The organism is Achromobacter insolitus (assembly GCF_002209555.1).
Lineage (GTDB): Bacteria > Pseudomonadota > Gammaproteobacteria > Burkholderiales > Burkholderiaceae_B > Achromobacter > Achromobacter insolitus.
In genome coordinates this window covers 179,713-198,243 of the sequence record NZ_NJIF01000005.1, presented here as the reverse complement: position 1 = coordinate 198,243, position 18,531 = coordinate 179,713, and the positions used below count along the sequence as shown (strand labels likewise).

The following is an 18,531-nucleotide window of genomic DNA, read 5'->3' as shown; positions in this document are numbered from 1 at the left end:
GTGACGACACCGATTCCTTCCGCCGCGCCCCCCGGCCTCGCGCACTATGACCGGGCCACCATCGCATTTCATTGGCTGACGGCGGTGCTGGTGGTGGGCCTGTTTGCGCTGGCCGAAATCTGGGGATTTCTGCCGCGCGGCACGCCCACTCGGCGGCTGCTACAGCATTTGCACATTTCCTTCGGCCTGTTGTTCGCCGCGGTTTTTGTGCTGCGAGTCATTTGGCGGCTGGGCGCGGGGCGGCGCCTGCCTGCGGCTGCGACGGGCTGGCTGCGCGCGGCTAGTACGGGCGTACATGGATTGCTGTACCTGTTGATGGCGGCCCAGATCGTACTGGGCTTCCTGTTTCGCTGGGCGCAGGGCGAGCCGTTCGCGTTCTTCGGCCTGTTCGACGTGCCCACGCTGATTGCCATCGACCACGAGCAGCGCCGCTTTATCGGCGGGCTGCACAACACCGTGGCGTGGTGCATCATCGTCCTGGCGCTGCTGCATGCGCTGGCCGCACTCGTTCACCATTACTTCCTGCGCGACGGCGTGCTGCGCCGCATGCTCTCCAGCCGTTGAGGCGCGCGCAGCGAGCGGGGAGGTGAAAGCCGGGCCGGGCAGGTTGTACATTACGCACTATCACCGCCTTACTTCCACAGGATGTACCCATCATGACCGCCCCTGAAGTGCTTATTTCCTCCTCGATCACCTGCGCGAACGATCGCCCCTTCGTGCTGTTTGGCGGCATCAATGTGCTGGAGTCCAAAGACCTGGCGTTGCGCGCCTGCGAGGAATACCAGCGTGTCACCAGCAAGCTGGGCATCCCGTACGTATTCAAGGCCTCTTTCGACAAGGCCAACCGTTCGTCCATCCATTCCTATCGCGGTCCGGGGCTGGAAGAGGGCATGAAGATCTTCGAAGCGGTCAAGAAGGAGTTCGGCGTGCCCGTCATCACCGACGTGCATGAACCGTGGCAGGCCGCTCCGGTGGCCGAGGTCGTCGACATCCTGCAGCTCCCGGCCTTTCTTGCCCGGCAGACGGACCTGGTGGTGGCGCTGGCCAAGACCCAGCGCGTCATCAATATCAAGAAGCCGCAGTTTCTCAGCCCGACCCAGATGCTGAACATCGTCGAGAAATTCACCGAGGCCGGCAATGACAAGCTGATCCTGTGCGATCGCGGCACCAGCTTTGGCTATGACAATCTGGTTGTAGACATGCTAGGGTTTGGCGTGATGAAGAAAGTGTCCGGCAATCGGCCGCTGATATTCGACGTCACGCATGCGCTGCAGCAGCGCTCGGCGCTGGATGCCGCGTCGGGCGGCCGTCGCGAGCAGGTGGCCGAGCTGGCGCGCGCAGGCATGGCCGTGGGGTTGGCCGGCCTGTTCCTGGAAGCCCACCCCGATCCCAAGAACGCGAAGTGCGACGGTCCCAGCGCCTTGCCGCTGGACAAGCTGGAGCCCTTCCTGACCCAGCTGAAAATGCTGGACGACCTGGTGAAGTCCTTTGCCCCTATCGACATCGAACCCTGACGCCGGCGGTAATAACGGCTGCGCAAAGTTGTTATACGATCCAGGCCAAACATTGGGGAGGCCTGGATGTCTTTGTATGTGATCGTCGCCGTTCGCAAAGAGCCCGTCAGCGGGCATGTGGCCTATGTGCGCTGGGGCCAGGCCGAACGCGGCGTTCCGGGCTGGGTCACCGAACCCGTGACCGCGGCGGCATCAGAGGTCATCGAGGCCATCAAGGACGGCGCAGACGTCGAAACCGCCATCAGCCAGGACGGCATGAGCGTGGCGTCGCGGCCGGTGCGCGTATTGGTGGATGACGACGGACGCGAACATCTCGCGTCCGCGCCGGTTCCCAGTTCGACCCTCTACACGCTTTTCGACCTGCCGGAATTCTGATCCGGGCAGATCAGCGGATGGCGCCTAACGCCGGCCCTCGGCGAAATTGACCAAGGCGTCGCCGGCCATCCGGTAGCGCACCCATTCGTCCTGCGGCAGGGCGCCAATGGATTTGTAGAAATCAATGGCGGGAGTGTTCCAGTCCAGCACGCTCCATTCCAGCCGGCCGCAACCATTGGCCACCGCTTCTTGCGCCAGGCGACGCAGCAGGTCGCGGCCCGCGCCGATTCCACGCTGCTCCGGCGTGATGTACAGGTCTTCCAGATAAATCCCGTTCTTGCCCAGCCAAGTCGAGTAGCTATAGAAATAAACGGCATAGCCGATGGCCTTGCCGTCCAGCAGGCACATCAGGGCCTTGGCCGGGGAGTCCTTGGCGAACAAGGTGCGCTCGACGTCCTCGGCGCTGGCGATCACTTCATGGGCGGCGCGCTCATAGACGGCCAGCTCGGTGATGAATGCATGGATCTGGGCCGCATCCGAGGGGACGGCCGGACGAATTTCGATAGTCACGGGTGCTTCCTGCTTTAGGGGGGCCTTATCCTACCCGTGAATCCGGCAAAGCGCATTTGGGCGGCTGCGCCAATTCCGGGAATACCCTTACTTGCGCGCCGAGCGCCCGGGGGCGATTCTTGAAAGCGTTCTGCCCTCGAGTCCGACGCGTACAACAGGGGACATCTCCCATGCCTGAGCCTGGCACCGCTGCCGGCACGCCCGCCGCCAACCGCAAAAGGCGGCGCCTGTCCTGGATTTGGCTGGTACCCATCATCGCAGCCTTGGGCGGGCTGGTGCTGGTGGTCCGCGTCTGGATGGAAGCCGGGCCTGTCGCAACCATCAGCTTTCAGACCGCCGAAGGGCTGGAAGCCGGCAAGACTCAGGTCCGCTATAAGGAAGTCAATGTCGGCGTGGTCGAACGCGTGGCCTTGAATGAAAACCGCTCGGGCATCATCGCAACCGTGCGAATCAATAAGGATGCCGCCAGCCTGCTCCAGGAAGGGACGGTATTCTGGGTCGTTCGCCCGCGCTTGACCCTAAGCGGCGTGTCCGGCCTGAGCACTCTGTTTTCCGGCGCCTATATTGGAGTCGACCCGTCGGACGGGTTCCGCAAGGAAGGAGAGACCCGGGCCTCCAAGTCCAGCTTCGTCGGTCTGGAGACGCCGCCTGAAGTGGCTCAGGACCGCGCTGGCAAGCGGTTCACGCTCAAGGCTCGCGACCTGGGGTCGCTGGACATCGGTTCCCCCGTGTATTTCCGGCGCATTCAGGTGGGGCAAGTGGTGGCCTACCAACTGGACCGCAGCGGCGACGGCGTCGACGTGCAGGTGTTCATCGACGCGCCTAATGACGACTACGTCAATAGCGCCACGCGCTTCTGGAACGCCAGCGGCGTGGATTTCAGCGTCGATGCGCGCGGCTTGCAGGTGCGATCGCAGTCCTTGCTGTCGGTCATCGTGGGCGGCGTTGCGTTCGACACCATAGAGCAGCATGCGCACGTGGCGGCCAAGCCGGACGCCGAGTTCACCATTTTTTCATCCGAAAGCGCGGCCCGCGCGCAGCCCGACGGCGCGCCCCTGCATATCCGCATGCGGTTCGACCAGTCGGTCCGAGGGCTCGTGGTCGGCGCTCCCATCGATGCCTATGGAGCGGCCATCGGCCAGGTGGATTCCATCCGCCTGGAGTTCGATCCGGCGATCAAGCAGTTCTATGCGCTGGTCGGAGCCACGGTCTATCCCGAACGCCTGGGCGCCCAGACGGTCGAGGAAATCCAGGAGTACTCCGGCTCTTCGCTGGAGCATCCCAACGGCAAGCTGCTGGCCGCGTTGATCCAACAGGGCCTGCGAGCGCAGTTGCGCATTGGCAACCTGTTGACCGGCCAGTTGTACGTGGCCTTGGCAGTGTTTCCGGATGCCAAGCCGGTATCGTTCAAGATGGAAGTAGACCCCTTCATTCCCACCGTCCCAAATAACCTGGATCAGTTGCAGCAACAGGTCAACAGCATCCTGACCAAGCTGGACCGGGTGCCGTTCGAGGGGCTGGGCGCGGATCTGAGCCAGCTGCTGCGGGCCACGTCCAGCCTGATGAAGCGGCTGGATACCCGCTTGGCTCCCGAAGCGCAAGCCATGCTGCGCCAAGCCAGCAAATCACTGGCTGCGGTTGGAGGCGTGTTGAGTCCTGACGCCGGCCTGCCGGTCAATGCCAACGCGGTCCTGCAGGAACTGTCGCGAACCGCCCGGTCCTTGCGTGAATTGGCGGACTATCTGCAAGCGCATCCGGAATCGCTGTTGCGTGGCCGCGCGCCAGATGCGCAGTACCAACGCCGGCCGGCGCGATAGCGCCGGCGAGCGGGCTGGATCAGAACAGGCATTGCCGCAAGGCAAACTTGCGGCCGAAAGCGCGGACTTCGTCGCCGTTTACGGAGGCCGCCAGGTCCCAACGGTCGCCGCGCGTCACCAGGAAGGATCGGCCGGTGCATGCATGGCGCAAGGCGAACTGCCAGAAGGCCGCCTCGGAGCCCATCGGTTCGAGATCATGCGGCCCGATCACGAGTCGCGATGGGCGGGGCGTTGCGCCCAGCGTCCAACGCAGGGCGATACCCAGGAACGCAAAACGCGCCGACAGCGACGAAGGCTGGATGGTCAGCACGCGGATTCTGTTGATCATGGCGAGGACCCCTTGCAGATGGAGTCCAGCGTAGCAAAAGCCGCTCGGGCCTTCCATACCGCCTTTGGCGGAAATCGAGGCCTCCGGTCGATTGCTATTTCCGGGCGGTGTCCGGCCTGCGCTCGCGAGTGATCCGGCCCAGCAGCAGCAGGGCCGCGGCCGGCGCCAGCGCGAACGCTGCAAACAGCCAATGCGCCGCATGCTGCGCGCCGGCCACGCCGCCTGGGTCCGCCAGGCCCGCGCTGTTAGTGATGACGCCGGCAAGCGCCGCCGTCAATGCCGTCGCGTAAAGCTGCACCGTGGTGATGGATGATGAGGTCAGGGTTTCTTCGCCGGCGGGCGCTGCCGTGAAAATGCGCGTCAGCAGGTGCGGCCAACTCAGGCCGATGCCGAACCCCACGCCGGCCAGCGCGAGCACGTAGACGGCCAAGCCCGCGTACGACTGCAATTGCGCCGGGCGCGGCGTCATATAGGCAAGTCCAGCCAGCGCGGCCAGGATCACCACCGGGCTCAGGCGCATCAGGAGGTTGGCCGCCGGGCCGCTGCGCGTGGCGCTCGGCATGGCGGCCAAGGTCCAGCCCGCTGCCATGGCCGCGGTCATGTAACCGGCGGCCAGGGGTGTCATTCCATGGATCACTTGCAGGAAGTAGGGCACGAAGATCTCGGTGGTGATGGCAGCCACCACCAGGCACATGACGGCGTACAGCGAGCCCAGCGGCGTGGCGATGGAGTAGGCGCCGGTGGGCAGCAACCGTTTTACGGCGCGCTTGTCCACCGCGGCGATCAGCGCGGCAATCGCCAGCCCCGCGGCGATGCCCGCCAGATTCCAGCGCAAGTCCTTTGACAGGCTGGCCAGTGTGATTGCCAGCACACTGGCTACCAACAGGCACAGGGTGGTCAGGGGCAGCGGACTTGGCCGGGCAGGGGGAACTGTATCCTTGCCCCCGACCTTGAGCGCGACGATCGCGGCCAGGCCGGCGGCAACCGGCAGCAGGGCCCAGAATGCCAGCCGCCAGTGCCCGGTCTGGGCGAAGACGCCGCCGATGGCCGGGCCGCACAGCGTGGCGACGCCCCACATGCCCGACACCAGGGCCATGGCGCGCGACCAGAGCGGCGCGGCGAACACCAGGCGGATCAACGCATAGCTGAGCGCAAACAGGATGCCGCCGCCCAGGCCCTGGATACTGCGTCCGGCCAGCAGCACCGGCATACTTGGCGCCAGCGCGCACACCACGGATCCGACGGTGAACACCGCCACGGCAAGCAGGTAGGCTGCGCGGGGGCCCAGTGTTTCGATAAGCCTCGCGGACAGCGCCGATCCGACAATTGAGGTCACGACGAACAGCGTGGTGTTCCAGGCGTAGTACTCCAGCCCGCCGATGTCCTTGATGACGCTGGGCAGGATGGTCGTGACGATGTAGACGTTGATGGCGTGCAAGGCCACCCCGCCTGCCAGCGCGATGGAGCGCAAGGCATTGGTCCCATGCAGCAGATCTGCCCAGGACGCGCTTGATACATGGGTGGTGCCGGTGCTCATGCGGTCATCCGTCTTCGAGAGAATTATTTAAACAAGATTTTCGTTGGATAATACGCATGCCGCGGGACAATCGCAAACGCAGCGCGGGGGCGGCTGCGCGGATCCCGTGCAGCGGAATTCAGGGCCGGCGCAGGCCGCGCATCAGCAAATCCAGGGCCTGCAGGGCCTGATTCAGCCGGGGACCGTTCTCGGGTTCCTGCGCGATCCAGAAGGCGCTTTCGACCAGGCTGCCATTGATCAGTCGGGCGAGTGCCTGCGGCGCCGCTGTTTCGATGACGCCCTGGTCCATCATTGTTTGCAGCAGCGCGCTCAGGGACGCGATGCACTGCTGCTGCGAGCTGTCGGTTGCTGAGCCCAGCACGGCTCGCGCGTCCTGCAGCACAATGCGCCGGATCTCAGGCTCCGCGGCCATTTCCAGATAGGCGCGGCAACGGCCGCGCAGGGCCGTCCAAGCATCGGGCGCCTGCGCGGCAATGGTGGCCAGGCGCTGATCCATTTCGCCGTCGATCTGTTCGACCACCGCCGCGAGCAAGCCTTTCTTGTCCCCAAAATGGTGATACAGCGCGCCGCGGGTAAGTCCCGCAGCCGCCGTGAAATCATCCATGGACGTGGCCGCATAGCCTGCCTCGCGGAAGGCTCGCCGGGCGGTGGCCAGCAGTTTTGCACGGGTGGCTTCTATCATCTCGGCGCGGGAACGCGTCATGCTCCTCTCCAGAAACATACGGCACGTATGTAAATTGACATACGCATCGTATGTGAATACGATGCCGCTGTCCATTTCCTTCAAAGGTTTCCGGTGCCGAATCCGTATCGCGAGTTGTTCAAGGCGCCCGGCGCCCTGGGTTTTGTATTGGCCGGCGCCATCGCGCGCTTGCCCTTGCCCATGATCGGCATAGGCATCATTACCATGCTGTCCGAGGTGCGTGGCGCCTACGCGCTGGCGGGCGCGGTCGCCGCCACTTTCGCCTTGGCCACGGCCTTGCTGGCTCCCCGGATTTCCCGTCTGGTAGACCGCCACGGCCAGGGCAGGGTGCTGCCCGTCGCGGCGGGGCTCAGCATCGCAGGGTTGATCGGCCTTGCGGCTTGCGTGCAATGGAATTCGCCCGATTGGACCCTGTTCCTCTTTGCCGCGCTGGCGGGCGCCTTGCCCAGCATGCCCGCGATGATACGCGCGCGCTGGACCGAGATTTTCAGGGACCGCCCGCAGTTGCGCACCGCCTATGCGCTGGAGTCCGTCGCCGATGAACTGAGCTTTATCGTTGGCCCGCCATTGGCGGTAGGGCTAAGCGTTCTGTTTTTTCCGCAGGCCGGTCCGCTGGTTGCCGCGTTGCTGCTCGCCGTGGGCGTCACGGCTTTCGTCCTGCAGCGCGCCACCGCGCCGGCGGTGCGGTTCAGGCAGGAAGGACGCCAGGAGTCGGTGCTGCGCATGCCGCCAATGCGCTTGCTTCTGGCGATGATGGCCGCAATGGGCGTCATCGTGGGTACCATCGACGTCCTGAGCGTCGCTTTCGCCCGCCAGCAAGGCGTGCCCGCCGGCGCCAGCCTGGTGCTATCCGCCTACGCCCTGGGCTCCTGCGTGGCGGGTTTGATATTCGGCGTCCTGAAATTCCAGATGCCGCTTGCCCGGCTGTTGGCGGTGGCGGCTGCGGTGACGGCATTTACGACGGTTCCGCTGCTGCTGGTGAACGACCTGCTCACGCTGGCGCTGGGAGTGTTGCTGGCCGGCCTGTCATTCGCGCCAACCATGATCATCGCGATGGCGCTGGTGGAGAGCAGCGTACCCGGCCATCGGCTGACCGAGGGCCTCACCTGGTTGGTAACGGGCCTGGGCGCAGGCGTGGCGGCGGGGGCCGCGCTGGCTGGCTGGGTGGTTGACCATCACGGTGTGGGGGCGGGATTCTGGACCGCGGTATGCGCGGGCGCTATCGTGCTGCTGGCGGCCTTGCCGGTCAGGCGCGCGTCCGTAGCGGTGCGCGCCCGCGCCTGATCTGGCGGGTCGATACAGGCCGGTCGATACAGGCCGGTCGATAGAATGGCGGCTTCGGCAGCCGTTCGCGCGCCCCCAGGAGAAGCCCATGTCCAGAACCGTCGTCAATCCCGATACCGTGCCTAATACCGTTCAATACGGTTTCAGCCAGGCCGTCATCGTTACGGGACAGCGCCGTATGTTGCTGTCCGGCCAGGTCGGCGTCGATGTCCATGAACGCACGGTGGGGCCCGGGCTGCAGGAGCAGACCATCGCTGCGCTGGATAACGTCGAGCGTGTGCTTGCCGCGGCCGGGGGAACCCTGGCGCAAGTGATCATGTTGCGCATCTACATCTGCGAAACGGCAAGGGAAGACCAGGAGGTCATCGCGCAGGCGTTGCGCGACCGCTTCAAGAAGGATCCCCCGCCTTCGTCTTGGGTCATCGTCAGCGGTCTGTCTCTGCCGGAATGGCTGATCGAGATCGAGGCAGAGGCAATGCTTGATTGATGGCAGCTAGCCGCGCCACGGCGCCTGGGCAAAGGCGGTGCGCAGGTGAGCCAGGAAACCCGCCGTCCGCGCCGCAAGCTCCTGGCGCGACTTGACCAGGGCCACCACATCCGCCGACGGCAGGTTCCAGCCAGGCAGAAGGGGAATCAGCGCGCGCGTCTGCAGATGCGCCGCTACGTCCCATTCCGACCGCACAATGATGCCGTGTCCGGCCAGGGCCCATTCCACGGCGGTCTCGCCCGCGTTGCTCGACAGCACCGGTGCGACCCGTACCCCCACGGCCGGGCCGCGCCCGTGCTTGAAACGCCACAAGGTCACGTCTTCATCGTTTTCCCGCAGGGCAATGCAGTCGTGTGCGCGCAGGTCCTCGGGCTTGGCGGGCGCGCCGTGGCGCGCCAGGTAGGCGGGCGACGCGCACAGGATCCGGCGATTGGGCGCCAGCGGGTAGGCGACCAGCGTCGAGTCGCGCAGTTCGCCGATATGGATCATGACGTCCCAGTCGTCGGAGGCGAGCCGCGGCGGCCCGTCGGACAGCGTCAGGCTGGCTGTGACGTCCGTGCTTTGCGCGCGGAATTCGGCGACGAGCCCGGCGATGTAGCGTTGCCCGAAGCCCAGGGGAGCGACCACGCGCAAATGGCCCGCGACTACGCCTCGCCGGCCTGCCAATTCGTCCGCCAGCTCGCCCAGTTCGCTGCAAATCTGTTCCGCGCGCAGCGCCAGCAACCGGCCTTCGTCAGTCAAGGCGGTGCCGCGGCCCGAGCGGTTGACCAACCTGACGCCCAGGCGTTTTTCAAGCGTGTGCAGCCGTTGCGTGACGGCCGGTGGGGTCACGTCCAGGGCTCGCGCGGCTTCGGCCAACGAACGGGTGGCCGCCAGACTCAGGAAAAAACGCAGGTCTTCGGTGGTAATCATGCAGGCACGGATTAATTGATGATTAAGTCCAGATTAAACACGCGGAACCGGCGCCGCGCCATACTTCAGCCATTCCAATTCGATCTTCCGAGACTGCCATGAGCCAGAGCGCCACGCCTTCCTCCCTCGATGCCCTTGATACACCGTGCCTGCTGCTGGATGAAACGCGCATGATGCGCAACATCCAGCGCCTGAACGCGCTGATGACCGGGCACGGGGTGCAACTGCGCCCGCACCTGAAGACCCCCAAGTCCATCGACGTGGCGCGCCGGCTCATGTCCTCGCCGCAGGGCCCCGCTGCAGTGTCCACGCTGCAGGAAGCCGAGCAGTTCGCGGCCGCCGGTGTTACCGATCTGCTGTACGCCGTGGGCGTGTCGCCAGCCAAGCTGGAGCGTGTGCTGGCGTTGCGGCGGCGCGGCGTGGATCTCACCGTGGTGGTGGACAGCCTGGAGGCGGCGCGCGCCGTCGCCAGGCGGGCGCGCGAGGCGCAGGACGCCATCCCCGCTTTGATCGAAATCGACTGCGACGGCCATCGCGCCGGAGTGCAGCCCGGCAACACAGCGCACCTGCTCGCGATTGCGCGGGTCCTGCACGAGGAGGGTGCTTGCCTGCGAGGCGTCATGACGCACGCCGGCGAGTCATACGGCTGCGATAGCGTCGAAGCGATTGCCGACATGGCCGAACAGGAGCGCCGTGCGGCCGTTGTTTGCGCCGAAGCGATCCGCCAGGCGGGCATGCCTTGCCCCGTCGTAAGCGTGGGATCCACGCCTACGGCGCATTTCGCCCGCAATCTCGATGGCGTGACTGAAGTCCGCGCCGGCGTATACGTGTTCTTCGATCTGGTGATGGCGGGACTGGGCGTGTGCTCGGTGGACGATATCGCCGCAACCGTGCTGACCACCGTCATCGGCCATCAGCCCGACAAGGGCTGGATTCTGGTCGACGCCGGCTGGATGGCCATGTCGCGCGACCGGGGCACAGCCAGGCAGCGGGTGGACCAGTTGTACGGCTTGGTGTGCGATGCGAGCGGCAGGGTCTATCCCGACGTGCTGCTTGCCGAAACCAACCAGGAGCAAGGCATCATCAAGGTTCGTCCCGGCAGCGGGGCGGTCTTGCCGGATCTGCCCTTGGGCACGAAGCTGCGCATCGTGCCCAACCACGCCTGCGCGACTTGCGCCCAGCACGACGCCTACCAGGTCGTGCGCCCGGATTCATCGGAAATCGTGGCGCAGTGGGAACGGTTTCGCGGTTGGTAGCCGCCTTTTTTCACGGAGGCACGCATGGAACTCATCCATACGCATCAGGCCACGCCGCCCGCCGGCCATTATGCGCAGGCCGTTCGCGCCAACGGCTTCATCTTCGTCTCGGGGCAGCTGGGTTTCCTGCCGCCGGCGGCGCCGGGCGAGCGGCCGGCGCTGGCCAGCGGCGCGGCCGCGCAGACGCGGGAGGCGCTGCGCAGCGTCCGCGCCATTCTTGAAGCGGCTGGCGCCTCTCTCGCTGCGGTCGCCAGTGTGACGGTGTACATCCCGGACGTGGCGCTCTGGGACGAAGTCAATCGCGTTTACGAGCAATGCTTGGGCGATCACCGGCCGGCTCGGGCTGTCGTGCCCACCCGCGAACTGCACTATGGGGCCCTGGTCGAGATCAGCGTGGTGGCGGTCGGCTAGGGCGGCTGGCGCCGCTTGTCCGGCAGGCTGCCGGGCGCGGAGGTGTCCGCATGGACGCCTATAATGCCTGCGCCTCAATACCTACGTGGGAGACCGCCCGTGCAGTACGAATACCTGTTCTGGTCGATGGCTGCGATGGTGGCGGCGGCTCTGGTTGGCGGTTCGTTTTGCGGCCGCCTGGGCTCCGTCAAGCGCGTGCTGCTGGGTGTCGCCGCACTGGCGGCTGTCGTGGGCGTGGCGGTGTTCCTGTTGTCCCGCCACGGCGGCTTCAGCGATCTGTCGGCGATGCTGTCGATCGCCGCCTTCATGTTCAGCCTGGTGATCGGCGCGGCCGCGTCGCTGCTCACGCGGCGCATCCTGATGCGCCGCTGAGCCCCGGGGCGCCGCGCGCCTTATTCTTCCGCGTCGTAGTCCTCGTCGTCCTCGTCTTCTTCATCCTGTTCCAGGGCGTCATAGCCCTTCCAGGTGATGCGCCAGCGCGTGGCGCCCGCGGTCGCCGCGGTTTCGCTGATCTGCTTGACCAGGCCCGCATCTTCCAGCAGGTCCAGGTGATGCGCGATCAGCTGCAGGCCTTGCTCTTCGGGGTGCGGGGCCAAGGCCACGTTCTTGATGTCGTGCGTGCTCAGGTTGGGGCCGGGGGCGTCGCGCAGGGCGCCGAGGATAGTGACGACAAGATCGAAATCGCGTTGCATGATGTCCACCATTCATTGGGGCTAAGGGATAGGGCGACGATAGCAGAGATCCATTGCGGCGACGCGACAGGGCGCGCCGCCGGGTTACAGTCCAGGGTTCTTGATAACCGATACATGCAGATCCCATGAAGAAACCCGCAGAGCGCGATTGCCTCGCGCTGATTCCCGGCTATTCGGGCCAGGCCGCCAAGCTCTTCCTCACGCGCAACGAAGACGGCAGCATCGAAGGCGTGACCGTGTTCGACCTGCTCGGCCACGTCAAGCTGCACGGCGATGCCGATGCGGCCGCGGCGTGGGTCGGCGACTGGCTTGCGCAGGAGTCCGGCAATCGCAAGGCCCGTCGCACGCAACTGCTGGCGCAGCTGTTCGTCTGCAAGCTGGTTGCGGACGAAAAGGACGCCTTCCTGGCGGCCCAGAAACCCCTGGCGCGCGCGCTGGCCGACGCCGGGGTGCGCATCCGCCCCGTTGCGGCGACGTCGGGCGCTGCCCGGCAGTCGCTTGGTCCTACTGTCAAGAAGCATTAGCGTAAGGCTGTTATAGTCGCGCCTGGGCGTGCGAGTGCACCTGCAAGGTGCGTGCCCAGGCGGGCTCTGCCCGCAAATCAAGGAAGATGGATCATGGAAATAGTAAGTCGGCAGGTTGCCGACGTAGCGGGCGGCGTCGAGCTGCACACCACGCTGGATGGCGAGAGCATCAGCGTCTACGTCTTAGTGGGCGTGACGGACCTCAATGCGATCGCAGACATCGTGCCGCGTGAAAAAGTCGAAGCCGGGGCGGACATACACGCCTCAACTGTCGACAATGTTGATAATGCGCAAGAACAGATCGACCAAGTCCTGGAAAATATGAATCCCGGCGACGTGGCGGTTTTCCTTTGCTCGGGCCCCGATGCTTTTGGCGCGGCGCTCGATCTGCTGGGTTTACCTATCGACGAGTAAGCCTGGCGGCAAACCAAAGTGCTAGCCCGAACGGCGTATGAAGAAATCCTCGTACGCGGGCAGGCGGCATTTATATAAGCCTTGATTGTTTTTTTATGATGCGTGGGTGTAAACACCTATGCAGGACTCCTTATTGCCTATGAAAATGTGTGGATTCCGCGTGCAGTTTCTCTTTGTTGCATTATTGGCACGCATTTTTTAGGATTATGTTGACTTGTGAGGGGAACCTAACGATAGTGTCGGCACACGATCACAAGCGTTGCGATTTTCGTTCAGTGCCGTGCCTTTTCCGGCTCAGCGTTATTGTTCTACTGTCCCCTCCTTGATTGATTCGTGACCTCCGGGCATTTGCCCATTATCTCTAGGAAATACAGTATGGAAACCGGCGTCGTTAAGTGGTTCAACTCGGAAAAGGGCTATGGCTTCATCACTCCGGAAGCGGGTGGTAAGGATCTGTTCGCTCACTTCTCCGAAATTCAGGGCTCGGGCTTCAAGTCTCTGGAAGAGAACCAGCGCGTCAGCTTTGTGACGGCCAATGGCCCCAAGGGCCCGCAAGCCACGAAGATCCAGGTCCTGTAAGGGTCTGAGTTTTCGGTAGAAGCCCCTTCGCGGGGCTTTTTTGTTTTCTGCGGCAATGCATCCTGAACATGGAAAGTATCTGCCCATTTGTAATACCAGGGTAATCCCTAGGATTTAGTATCTCTCGACGTCAAACTCGCATCGGATTCATTCTTCTGGTGTATGAGCCCTAAATCCGGCGCGCGTCTCTGTTATTGTCGGCCTTGCTTCGACTCCAGGATCCGCGCTCTCATGACTTCTCCTTCCACCACGCCGATTGTTCCGCAAGCCGCAGACGTGGTTGCATTCTGGCTCAACGCCGGCCCGCAACAGTGGTTCAGCAAGAGCGCGGAATTCGATGCCGCCTTTCGTGACCGCTTTGAAGCGAGCCACATGGCCGCCGCGGCGCGCCAGCTGGACGCGTGGCTGGATGACGCCACCGGTGCCTTGGCGTTGGTGATCCTGCTGGACCAGTTCCCCCGCAACGCCTATCGCAACACCGCGCATATGTTCGCGACCGACCCGCTGGCTCAGTATTTCGCGGATCACGCCATTGCGGCGGGCCATGACTTGGCGGTGGATCCGCAATTGCGCCAGTTTTTCTACCTGCCTTTCGAACACGCCGAAAATCTTGCGGCGCAGAACCGTGGCGTGGCCCTGATGGAGCCGCTGGACGCCGAGTCGTTGCGTTGGGCGGTTCTGCATCGCGACATCATCAAGCGCTTCGGACGCTTTCCCCACCGCAATGCTGCGCTGGGCAGGCAAACCACGCAGGCGGAGCAGGAGTTTCTCGATGCCGGCGGCTTCGCCGGATAGCATTCCACCCTCGGCAAAGGCGCTGGGGCGAGGTCTGCGGCAGCAAGTATCCGCATGTGTCCACGCGTGCCAAGTTGAAAATTCTGCGCCTTTTTTTGGACCCGAACCCTTGCCGGGCCTGGTTTTCCGTTGCTTCGGGTGCTGTGCGGAACTTGTAGATGTTTGACGTTTTTCGGGGTTCGCCAATACACTGGGTTTAGCGAGATTTTCAAGCGACGCGGTCTGCGTTTCACTTGTCGCCGTCAGTGGTACTGCGGTTGCTTCCTCTCCCATCCTTGATGATCTGGCGCCCCGCGAGCAATCGCTTTTTCTAGGTTCAAGGACATTCCATGGCAACCGGCATCGTTAAGTGGTTCAACGCCGAAAAGGGTTATGGTTTCATCATGCCCGATGATGGCAGCAAGGATCTTTTCGCTCACTACTCGGAGATCCGCAGCGAAGGCTACAAGTCGCTGCAGGAAAACCAGCGCGTCACCTTTGATGTCGGCACCGGCCCCAAAGGTCCCAGCGCGAAGAACATCAAGGTCGCGGCCTGACCTGAGCAGGGCAGCGCGCCGGCAGGCCCGGTGTTCCGCCCAGAAAAAAGCCCCCGCACGCAATGTGCGGGGGCTTTTTTGCTGCTTGCGCGGTATGCCGCGGGATGGCGGCGTGCAGCTCAGTGCTTGGCGTTGTGCGTCGGGGTGGCCAGCTTGTCCACCAGTGCAATTCCCAGTGCCGACAGGATGAACAGGGCGTGGATGATGGTCTGCCACATTACGCCGGCCTCTGAGAAGCGGGCGTTGGGCGTGCCCAGCGTGCCGGCTTCGATGAAGGTGCGCAGCAGGTGGATCGAAGAGATGCCAATGATGGCCATCGCCAGCTTCACCTTGAGCACGCTGGCGTTCACGTGGCTGAGCCATTCCGGCTGGTCGGGATGGTCTTGCAGGCGCAGGCGGGACACGAAGGTTTCGTAGCCGCCAACGATCACCATGACCAGAAGGTTCGAGATCATCACCACGTCGATCAGGCCCAGCACCAGCAGCATGATCTCCATCTCGCCGAAACTGGTGGCATGCGTCAGCAGATGCCATAGCTCCTTCAGGAACAGCATGACGTAGACGCCCTGCGCGACGATCAGGCCAAGGTACAGGGGCAGCTGCAGCCAGCGCGAGCTGAAGATGAGGCTGGGCAACAGGCCCAGGCGGGGAGGGGTATTCGGGATCATTTTGGGTGCGAGCCGTTTGGTGTATGCAGAAAAAGGCGGGCGCAATTCTATCAATGCGGCGCTGCCGTGTGGCTATCGATTTTTTATGAAGGATCCGGTTGTCCGGGGATGCCGGCTAGCATGATTGCGCCAACCCCGTTGGGGTTTTATGTAAGAAAAACTGGCATTTGCGAAACTGTGTGGCGAAACGCTTGGTGTGCATTGGTCGTATATAGAATTGCGGCCTCGTTCGCATAGAGCCCGTAAAGAGGAGTTTGTTCCCATGAAGATCCGCTACACCGTCGCCGCCCTGGGCGTTGCGCTTGCCCCTTTCTCGGCCTCCCAGGCCCTGGACATCGGCGGCCTGGTCGGCGCCGGCAGCAAGGTTGTTCAGGCTGCCACGCTGAGCGATGCCGAAATCAAGACCCTGTCGGATAAGGCCTGCGCGCAAAGCGATTCCCAGGAAAAGATCGCCGCTCCCGGCAGCAAGTACGACGCCCGCCTGCAGAAGATCGCCAAGCAGCTGGGCGGCACGGTCAACGGCCAGAAGGCCAGCTACAAGGTCTATGTCACCAAGGACGTCAACGCCTGGGCCATGGCCAACGGCTGCATCCGCGTCTACAGCGGCCTGATGGACATGATGACCGACGATGAGGTCCTGGGCGTGGTGGGTCACGAAATCGGCCACGTCGCGCTGGGCCATAGCAAGAAGGCGATGCAGACCGCCTACACCGTTTCCGCCGCGCGCGATGCCGCCAACGCCGCGGGTGGCGCCACGGTGGCCGCGCTGAGCTCGTCGCAACTGGGCGACCTGACCGAGAAGTTCATCAACGCGCAGTTCTCGCAATCGCAGGAAAGCGCCGCCGACGACTACTCCTTCGACCAGCTTCAGGCCAAGGGCCTGAATACCCGCGGCCTGGTGACCGCGTTCCAGAAGCTGGCAGAGCTGGACGGCGGCAAGAGCGATATGATGAGCTCCCACCCGTCCTCGGCCAAGCGCGCGCAGCACATCGAAGAGCGCATCGCCAAGGCCAAGTAAGCCATCCATACAGGCGTATATCCTCCCGTCCCGGGTGGAAAACGGGGCGCGAGTATCCGGACTTATCCGGGTGCTCGCGCCCCTTTGCGTCAGGGGACCGGAAGTTTCCGGTAAAATGCCCCGTTTATCCGCCCGTCATCTCTTTATCTCTCGGAAAATAGGTCTTTTAATGCAGCCTGTGGTTGAAACCCTCTCCGGCCTGGAGCGCCGTGTTGATCTGGCCGTCTCGGTGGCCGACGTCGAAAAGGAAGTCCAGGCGCAATTGAAGCGCGTGGCCCGGACCGCCAAGGTCCCCGGCTTCCGTCCGGGCAAGGCGCCGCTCGCCATGCTCGAGCGCAGCCATGGTCCCAGCATCCGCTACGACGTGATCAATAGCCAAGTTGGCCGTGCCTTTGAACAAGCTGTCGATGGCGCCAAGCTGCGCGTCGCCGGCGCCCCGAACCTCGAGCCCAAGACCGACGGCGTTGCCGACGACACGCTGGCGTTTACCGCCACGTTCGAGGTCTACCCCGAAGTCGCCGTGCCCGATCTGTCGGCCCTGGCCGTCACTCGCTACGAAACCGCCGTCACCGACGCCGAAGTACAGCAAACCCTGGACGTTCTGCGCAAGCAGCGCGCCACGTTCGAAGCCCGTGAAGGCCGCGCGTCGCAAGACGGCGACCGCGTCACGCTGGACTTCGCCGGCACCATCGACGGCGTGCCGTTCGAAGGCGGCAAGGCCGAAGCGTTCCCGTTCGTGCTGGGCCAAGGCCGCATGCTCCCGGAATTCGAAGAAGCCGCCCGCGGCCTGAAGGCTGGCGAAAGCAAGGTCTTCCCGCTCAAGTTCCCCGATGACTACCAAGGCAAGGAAGTCGCTGGCAAGACCGCCGAATTCACCATCACCGTCAAGGAAGTGGCTGAAGGCGTGCTGCCCGAACTGAACGCCGAATTCGCCAAGTCCCTCGGCCAGGCCGAAGGCGACGTCGAAAAGCTGAAGGCCGACATCCGTAGCAACATCGAGCGCGAAGTGAAGGTTCGTTCGGCTGGCCGCACCAAGTCCAGCGTCATGGACGCCCTGGTCGAAGCCGGCAAGTTCGATGTGCCGAAGGCCCTGGTCGACAACGACGTGCAAGGCCGTGTCGCCGCTGCTCGCGAAGAACTCAAGCAGCGTGGCATCCCGAACGCCGAATCCGTGCCGATCCCGGCCGAAGCCTTCGCCACGGAATCCGAGCGCCGCGTGCGCCTGGGCCTGCTGGTGTCGGAACTGGTCAAGCAAGCTCAGCTGCAAGCCAAGCCCGAGCAAGTTCGCGCGCGCATCGAAGAGTTCGCCGAGAACTACGAACAACCCGCCCAGGTTGTCAGCTATTACCTGGCCGACCGCCAGCGTCGTGCTGAAATCGAGGCTATCGTGCTTGAAGACAATGTCGTCGCGCACGTGCTGGAAAAGGCCAAGGTCACCGAAGAGAAGGTGCCTTTCGATCAGTTGATGGGGATGGCGTAACACTATGCAGAGATTCACCGATTTCTATGCGGCAATGAATGGCGGGTCTTCGGTGACCCCCACCGGCCTGGGCTACATTCCCATGGTGATCGAGCAGTCGGGGCGCGGCGAACGCGCCTACGACATCTATTCGCGTCTGCTCCGCGAGCGGCTCATTTTCCTGGTGGGTCCGGTCAATGACGCAACGGCCAACCTGGTCGTGGCGCAGTTGCTGTTCCTGGAATCGGAGAATCCTGACAAGGACATTTCCCTGTACATCAACTCGCCTGGCGGGTCGGTGTACGCGGGCATGGCCATTTATGACACCATGCAATTCGTCAAGCCGGACGTGTCCACCCTTTGCACCGGCCTGGCGGCCAGCATGGGCGCGTTCCTGCTGGCGGCAGGCAAGAAGGGCAAGCGTTTCACGCTGCCCAACTCGCGCATCATGATCCACCAGCCCTCGGGCGGCGCCCAAGGGCAGGCCTCGGATATCCAGATCCAGGCTCGCGAGATCCTGGACCTGCGCGAACGCCTGAACCGCATCCTGGCCGACAATACCGGCCAGACGATGGAGCGCATCGGGATAGACACGGAACGTGACAACTTCATGTCTGCCGAAGATGCGGTATCGTATGGACTGGTGGACAAGGTTATGACCTCCCGCTCGGAAGGCTGACTTCCAGGTTGACCCGAACCCGCTGCCACCACG

At 63.8% G+C, this 18,531-nt stretch carries 24 protein-coding genes; 17 read left to right on the top strand and 7 right to left on the bottom strand.

Annotated features, from left to right (window positions below; all coding sequences use genetic code 11):
- From CEY08_RS18695 to CEY08_RS18685, 3 genes are all read left to right on the top strand, one after another.
- Nucleotides 1–564, top strand: coding sequence for a cytochrome b (locus CEY08_RS18695; RefSeq protein WP_084738566.1), 564 nt, complete (start codon nt 1–3; stop codon nt 562–564).
- Nucleotides 565–656: 92 nt separating this feature from the next.
- Nucleotides 657–1,514, top strand: coding sequence for a 3-deoxy-8-phosphooctulonate synthase (gene kdsA, locus CEY08_RS18690; protein WP_042794104.1), 858 nt, complete (start codon nt 657–659; stop codon nt 1,512–1,514).
- Between the two features lie 66 nt (nt 1,515–1,580).
- Nucleotides 1,581–1,889 (top strand): hypothetical protein, encoded by a 309-nt coding sequence (locus CEY08_RS18685; protein ID WP_042794103.1) that lies wholly within the window; start codon nt 1,581–1,583, stop codon nt 1,887–1,889.
- A 24-nt stretch (nt 1,890–1,913) separates the two neighbouring features.
- Here the strand turns inward: CEY08_RS18685 and CEY08_RS18680 are convergent, their stop codons facing one another.
- Complete coding sequence (locus tag CEY08_RS18680; RefSeq protein ID WP_042794102.1) at nt 1,914–2,399, bottom strand: GNAT family N-acetyltransferase; 486 nt, start codon at nt 2,397–2,399, stop codon at nt 1,914–1,916.
- Between the two features lie 170 nt (nt 2,400–2,569).
- Here CEY08_RS18680 and CEY08_RS18675 point away from each other — a divergent pair, with 170 nt between their 5' ends.
- On the top strand, nt 2,570–4,216 hold the full coding sequence (locus tag CEY08_RS18675; protein WP_076814301.1) for a PqiB family protein: 1,647 nt from the start codon (nt 2,570–2,572) through the stop codon (nt 4,214–4,216).
- 19 nt (nt 4,217–4,235) lie between these two features.
- Here CEY08_RS18675 and CEY08_RS18670 read toward each other — a convergent pair whose 3' ends face one another.
- The 3 genes from CEY08_RS18670 to CEY08_RS18660 all read right to left on the bottom strand — a co-directional run bounded on the left by CEY08_RS18670 (nt 4,236) and on the right by CEY08_RS18660 (nt 6,784).
- A complete protein-coding gene (locus CEY08_RS18670) occupies nt 4,236–4,544 on the bottom strand; it encodes a hypothetical protein (RefSeq protein WP_076817772.1) in 309 nt (102 codons plus the stop codon).
- 94 nt (nt 4,545–4,638) lie between these two features.
- Complete coding sequence (locus tag CEY08_RS18665) at nt 4,639–6,081, bottom strand: MFS transporter (RefSeq protein WP_084738565.1); 1,443 nt, start codon at nt 6,079–6,081, stop codon at nt 4,639–4,641.
- A gap of 118 nt (nt 6,082–6,199) precedes the next feature.
- Nucleotides 6,200–6,784, bottom strand: coding sequence for a TetR/AcrR family transcriptional regulator (locus tag CEY08_RS18660; RefSeq protein WP_076814297.1), 585 nt, complete (start codon nt 6,782–6,784; stop codon nt 6,200–6,202).
- 93 nt (nt 6,785–6,877) lie between these two features.
- On the opposite strand from CEY08_RS18660, the gene CEY08_RS18655 reads away from it, so the two are divergent.
- Both CEY08_RS18655 and CEY08_RS18650 read left to right on the top strand, forming a co-directional pair.
- Nucleotides 6,878–8,068: an MFS transporter gene (locus CEY08_RS18655; RefSeq protein ID WP_076814294.1), complete on the top strand. Its 1,191-nt coding sequence runs from the start codon at nt 6,878–6,880 to the stop codon at nt 8,066–8,068.
- Between the two features lie 88 nt (nt 8,069–8,156).
- Complete coding sequence (locus CEY08_RS18650) at nt 8,157–8,555, top strand: RidA family protein (RefSeq protein ID WP_042794098.1); 399 nt, start codon at nt 8,157–8,159, stop codon at nt 8,553–8,555.
- A 6-nt stretch (nt 8,556–8,561) separates the two neighbouring features.
- Here CEY08_RS18650 and CEY08_RS18645 read toward each other — a convergent pair whose 3' ends face one another.
- Complete coding sequence (locus CEY08_RS18645) at nt 8,562–9,467, bottom strand: LysR family transcriptional regulator (RefSeq protein WP_076814291.1); 906 nt, start codon at nt 9,465–9,467, stop codon at nt 8,562–8,564.
- Nucleotides 9,468–9,565: 98 nt separating this feature from the next.
- Between CEY08_RS18645 and CEY08_RS18640 the strand changes: the two genes are divergently transcribed.
- The 3 genes from CEY08_RS18640 to CEY08_RS18630 all read left to right on the top strand — a co-directional run bounded on the left by CEY08_RS18640 (nt 9,566) and on the right by CEY08_RS18630 (nt 11,506).
- Nucleotides 9,566–10,723 carry a DSD1 family PLP-dependent enzyme gene (locus CEY08_RS18640; protein ID WP_076814289.1) on the top strand — a complete coding sequence of 386 codons (1,158 nt, stop codon included), beginning with the start codon at nt 9,566–9,568 and terminating at the stop codon, nt 10,721–10,723.
- Between the two features lie 24 nt (nt 10,724–10,747).
- Nucleotides 10,748–11,134, top strand: coding sequence for a RidA family protein (locus CEY08_RS18635; protein WP_076814287.1), 387 nt, complete (start codon nt 10,748–10,750; stop codon nt 11,132–11,134).
- Nucleotides 11,135–11,233: 99 nt separating this feature from the next.
- A complete protein-coding gene (locus CEY08_RS18630) occupies nt 11,234–11,506 on the top strand; it encodes a hypothetical protein (RefSeq protein WP_076814284.1) in 273 nt (90 codons plus the stop codon).
- 20 nt (nt 11,507–11,526) lie between these two features.
- On the opposite strand, the gene CEY08_RS18625 is transcribed toward CEY08_RS18630, so the two are convergent.
- A complete protein-coding gene (locus tag CEY08_RS18625) occupies nt 11,527–11,826 on the bottom strand; it encodes a DUF2513 domain-containing protein (RefSeq protein ID WP_042797148.1) in 300 nt (99 codons plus the stop codon).
- Between the two features lie 125 nt (nt 11,827–11,951).
- Between CEY08_RS18625 and CEY08_RS18620 the strand changes: the two genes are divergently transcribed.
- The 5 genes from CEY08_RS18620 (at nt 11,952) to CEY08_RS18600 (ending at nt 14,674) form a co-directional block, all read left to right on the top strand.
- Entirely contained in the window at nt 11,952–12,350 is a 399-nt protein-coding gene (locus CEY08_RS18620; protein ID WP_076814282.1) for a hypothetical protein, read from the top strand.
- A gap of 93 nt (nt 12,351–12,443) precedes the next feature.
- Nucleotides 12,444–12,764 (top strand): hypothetical protein, encoded by a 321-nt coding sequence (locus tag CEY08_RS18615; RefSeq protein WP_042794092.1) that lies wholly within the window; start codon nt 12,444–12,446, stop codon nt 12,762–12,764.
- A 375-nt stretch (nt 12,765–13,139) separates the two neighbouring features.
- Complete coding sequence (locus CEY08_RS18610; RefSeq protein WP_006220190.1) at nt 13,140–13,343, top strand: cold-shock protein; 204 nt, start codon at nt 13,140–13,142, stop codon at nt 13,341–13,343.
- A gap of 231 nt (nt 13,344–13,574) precedes the next feature.
- On the top strand, nt 13,575–14,138 hold the full coding sequence (locus CEY08_RS18605; RefSeq protein WP_076814280.1) for a DUF924 family protein: 564 nt from the start codon (nt 13,575–13,577) through the stop codon (nt 14,136–14,138).
- 329 nt (nt 14,139–14,467) lie between these two features.
- On the top strand, nt 14,468–14,674 hold the full coding sequence (locus tag CEY08_RS18600; RefSeq protein WP_042794090.1) for a cold-shock protein: 207 nt from the start codon (nt 14,468–14,470) through the stop codon (nt 14,672–14,674).
- A 119-nt stretch (nt 14,675–14,793) separates the two neighbouring features.
- Here CEY08_RS18600 and CEY08_RS18595 read toward each other — a convergent pair whose 3' ends face one another.
- Nucleotides 14,794–15,342 carry a TIGR00645 family protein gene (locus tag CEY08_RS18595; RefSeq protein WP_076814278.1) on the bottom strand — a complete coding sequence of 183 codons (549 nt, stop codon included), beginning with the start codon at nt 15,340–15,342 and terminating at the stop codon, nt 14,794–14,796.
- Between the two features lie 262 nt (nt 15,343–15,604).
- Between CEY08_RS18595 and loiP the strand changes: the two genes are divergently transcribed.
- From loiP to clpP, 3 genes are all read left to right on the top strand, one after another.
- Nucleotides 15,605–16,360 carry a metalloprotease LoiP gene (gene loiP, locus CEY08_RS18590; protein ID WP_042794089.1) on the top strand — a complete coding sequence of 252 codons (756 nt, stop codon included), beginning with the start codon at nt 15,605–15,607 and terminating at the stop codon, nt 16,358–16,360.
- Nucleotides 16,361–16,529: 169 nt separating this feature from the next.
- Complete coding sequence (gene tig / locus CEY08_RS18585; RefSeq protein ID WP_076814274.1) at nt 16,530–17,840, top strand: trigger factor; 1,311 nt, start codon at nt 16,530–16,532, stop codon at nt 17,838–17,840.
- A gap of 4 nt (nt 17,841–17,844) precedes the next feature.
- Entirely contained in the window at nt 17,845–18,498 is a 654-nt protein-coding gene (clpP, locus tag CEY08_RS18580; RefSeq protein WP_042794086.1) for an ATP-dependent Clp endopeptidase proteolytic subunit ClpP, read from the top strand.
- Nucleotides 18,499–18,531: the final 33 nt, after the last annotated feature.

Coding starts and splice junctions, on each gene's coding strand:
- kdsA (WP_042794104.1), top strand. CDS start 657: ATGACCGCCCCTGAAGTGCTTATTTCCTCCTCGATCACCTGCGCGAAC.
- CEY08_RS18685 (WP_042794103.1), top strand. CDS start 1,581: ATGTCTTTGTATGTGATCGTCGCCGTTCGCAAAGAGCCCGTCAGCGGG.
- CEY08_RS18675 (WP_076814301.1), top strand. CDS start 2,570: ATGCCTGAGCCTGGCACCGCTGCCGGCACGCCCGCCGCCAACCGCAAA.
- CEY08_RS18670 (WP_076817772.1), bottom strand. CDS start 4,544: ATGATCAACAGAATCCGCGTGCTGACCATCCAGCCTTCGTCGCTGTCG.
- CEY08_RS18665 (WP_084738565.1), bottom strand. CDS start 6,081: ATGAGCACCGGCACCACCCATGTATCAAGCGCGTCCTGGGCAGATCTG.
- CEY08_RS18660 (WP_076814297.1), bottom strand. CDS start 6,784: ATGACGCGTTCCCGCGCCGAGATGATAGAAGCCACCCGTGCAAAACTG.
- CEY08_RS18650 (WP_042794098.1), top strand. CDS start 8,157: ATGTCCAGAACCGTCGTCAATCCCGATACCGTGCCTAATACCGTTCAA.
- CEY08_RS18645 (WP_076814291.1), bottom strand. CDS start 9,467: ATGATTACCACCGAAGACCTGCGTTTTTTCCTGAGTCTGGCGGCCACC.
- CEY08_RS18640 (WP_076814289.1), top strand. CDS start 9,566: ATGAGCCAGAGCGCCACGCCTTCCTCCCTCGATGCCCTTGATACACCG.
- CEY08_RS18635 (WP_076814287.1), top strand. CDS start 10,748: ATGGAACTCATCCATACGCATCAGGCCACGCCGCCCGCCGGCCATTAT.
- CEY08_RS18625 (WP_042797148.1), bottom strand. CDS start 11,826: ATGCAACGCGATTTCGATCTTGTCGTCACTATCCTCGGCGCCCTGCGC.
- CEY08_RS18620 (WP_076814282.1), top strand. CDS start 11,952: ATGAAGAAACCCGCAGAGCGCGATTGCCTCGCGCTGATTCCCGGCTAT.
- CEY08_RS18615 (WP_042794092.1), top strand. CDS start 12,444: ATGGAAATAGTAAGTCGGCAGGTTGCCGACGTAGCGGGCGGCGTCGAG.
- CEY08_RS18610 (WP_006220190.1), top strand. CDS start 13,140: ATGGAAACCGGCGTCGTTAAGTGGTTCAACTCGGAAAAGGGCTATGGC.
- CEY08_RS18605 (WP_076814280.1), top strand. CDS start 13,575: ATGACTTCTCCTTCCACCACGCCGATTGTTCCGCAAGCCGCAGACGTG.
- CEY08_RS18600 (WP_042794090.1), top strand. CDS start 14,468: ATGGCAACCGGCATCGTTAAGTGGTTCAACGCCGAAAAGGGTTATGGT.
- CEY08_RS18595 (WP_076814278.1), bottom strand. CDS start 15,342: ATGATCCCGAATACCCCTCCCCGCCTGGGCCTGTTGCCCAGCCTCATC.
- loiP (WP_042794089.1), top strand. CDS start 15,605: ATGAAGATCCGCTACACCGTCGCCGCCCTGGGCGTTGCGCTTGCCCCT.
- tig (WP_076814274.1), top strand. CDS start 16,530: ATGCAGCCTGTGGTTGAAACCCTCTCCGGCCTGGAGCGCCGTGTTGAT.
- clpP (WP_042794086.1), top strand. CDS start 17,845: ATGCAGAGATTCACCGATTTCTATGCGGCAATGAATGGCGGGTCTTCG.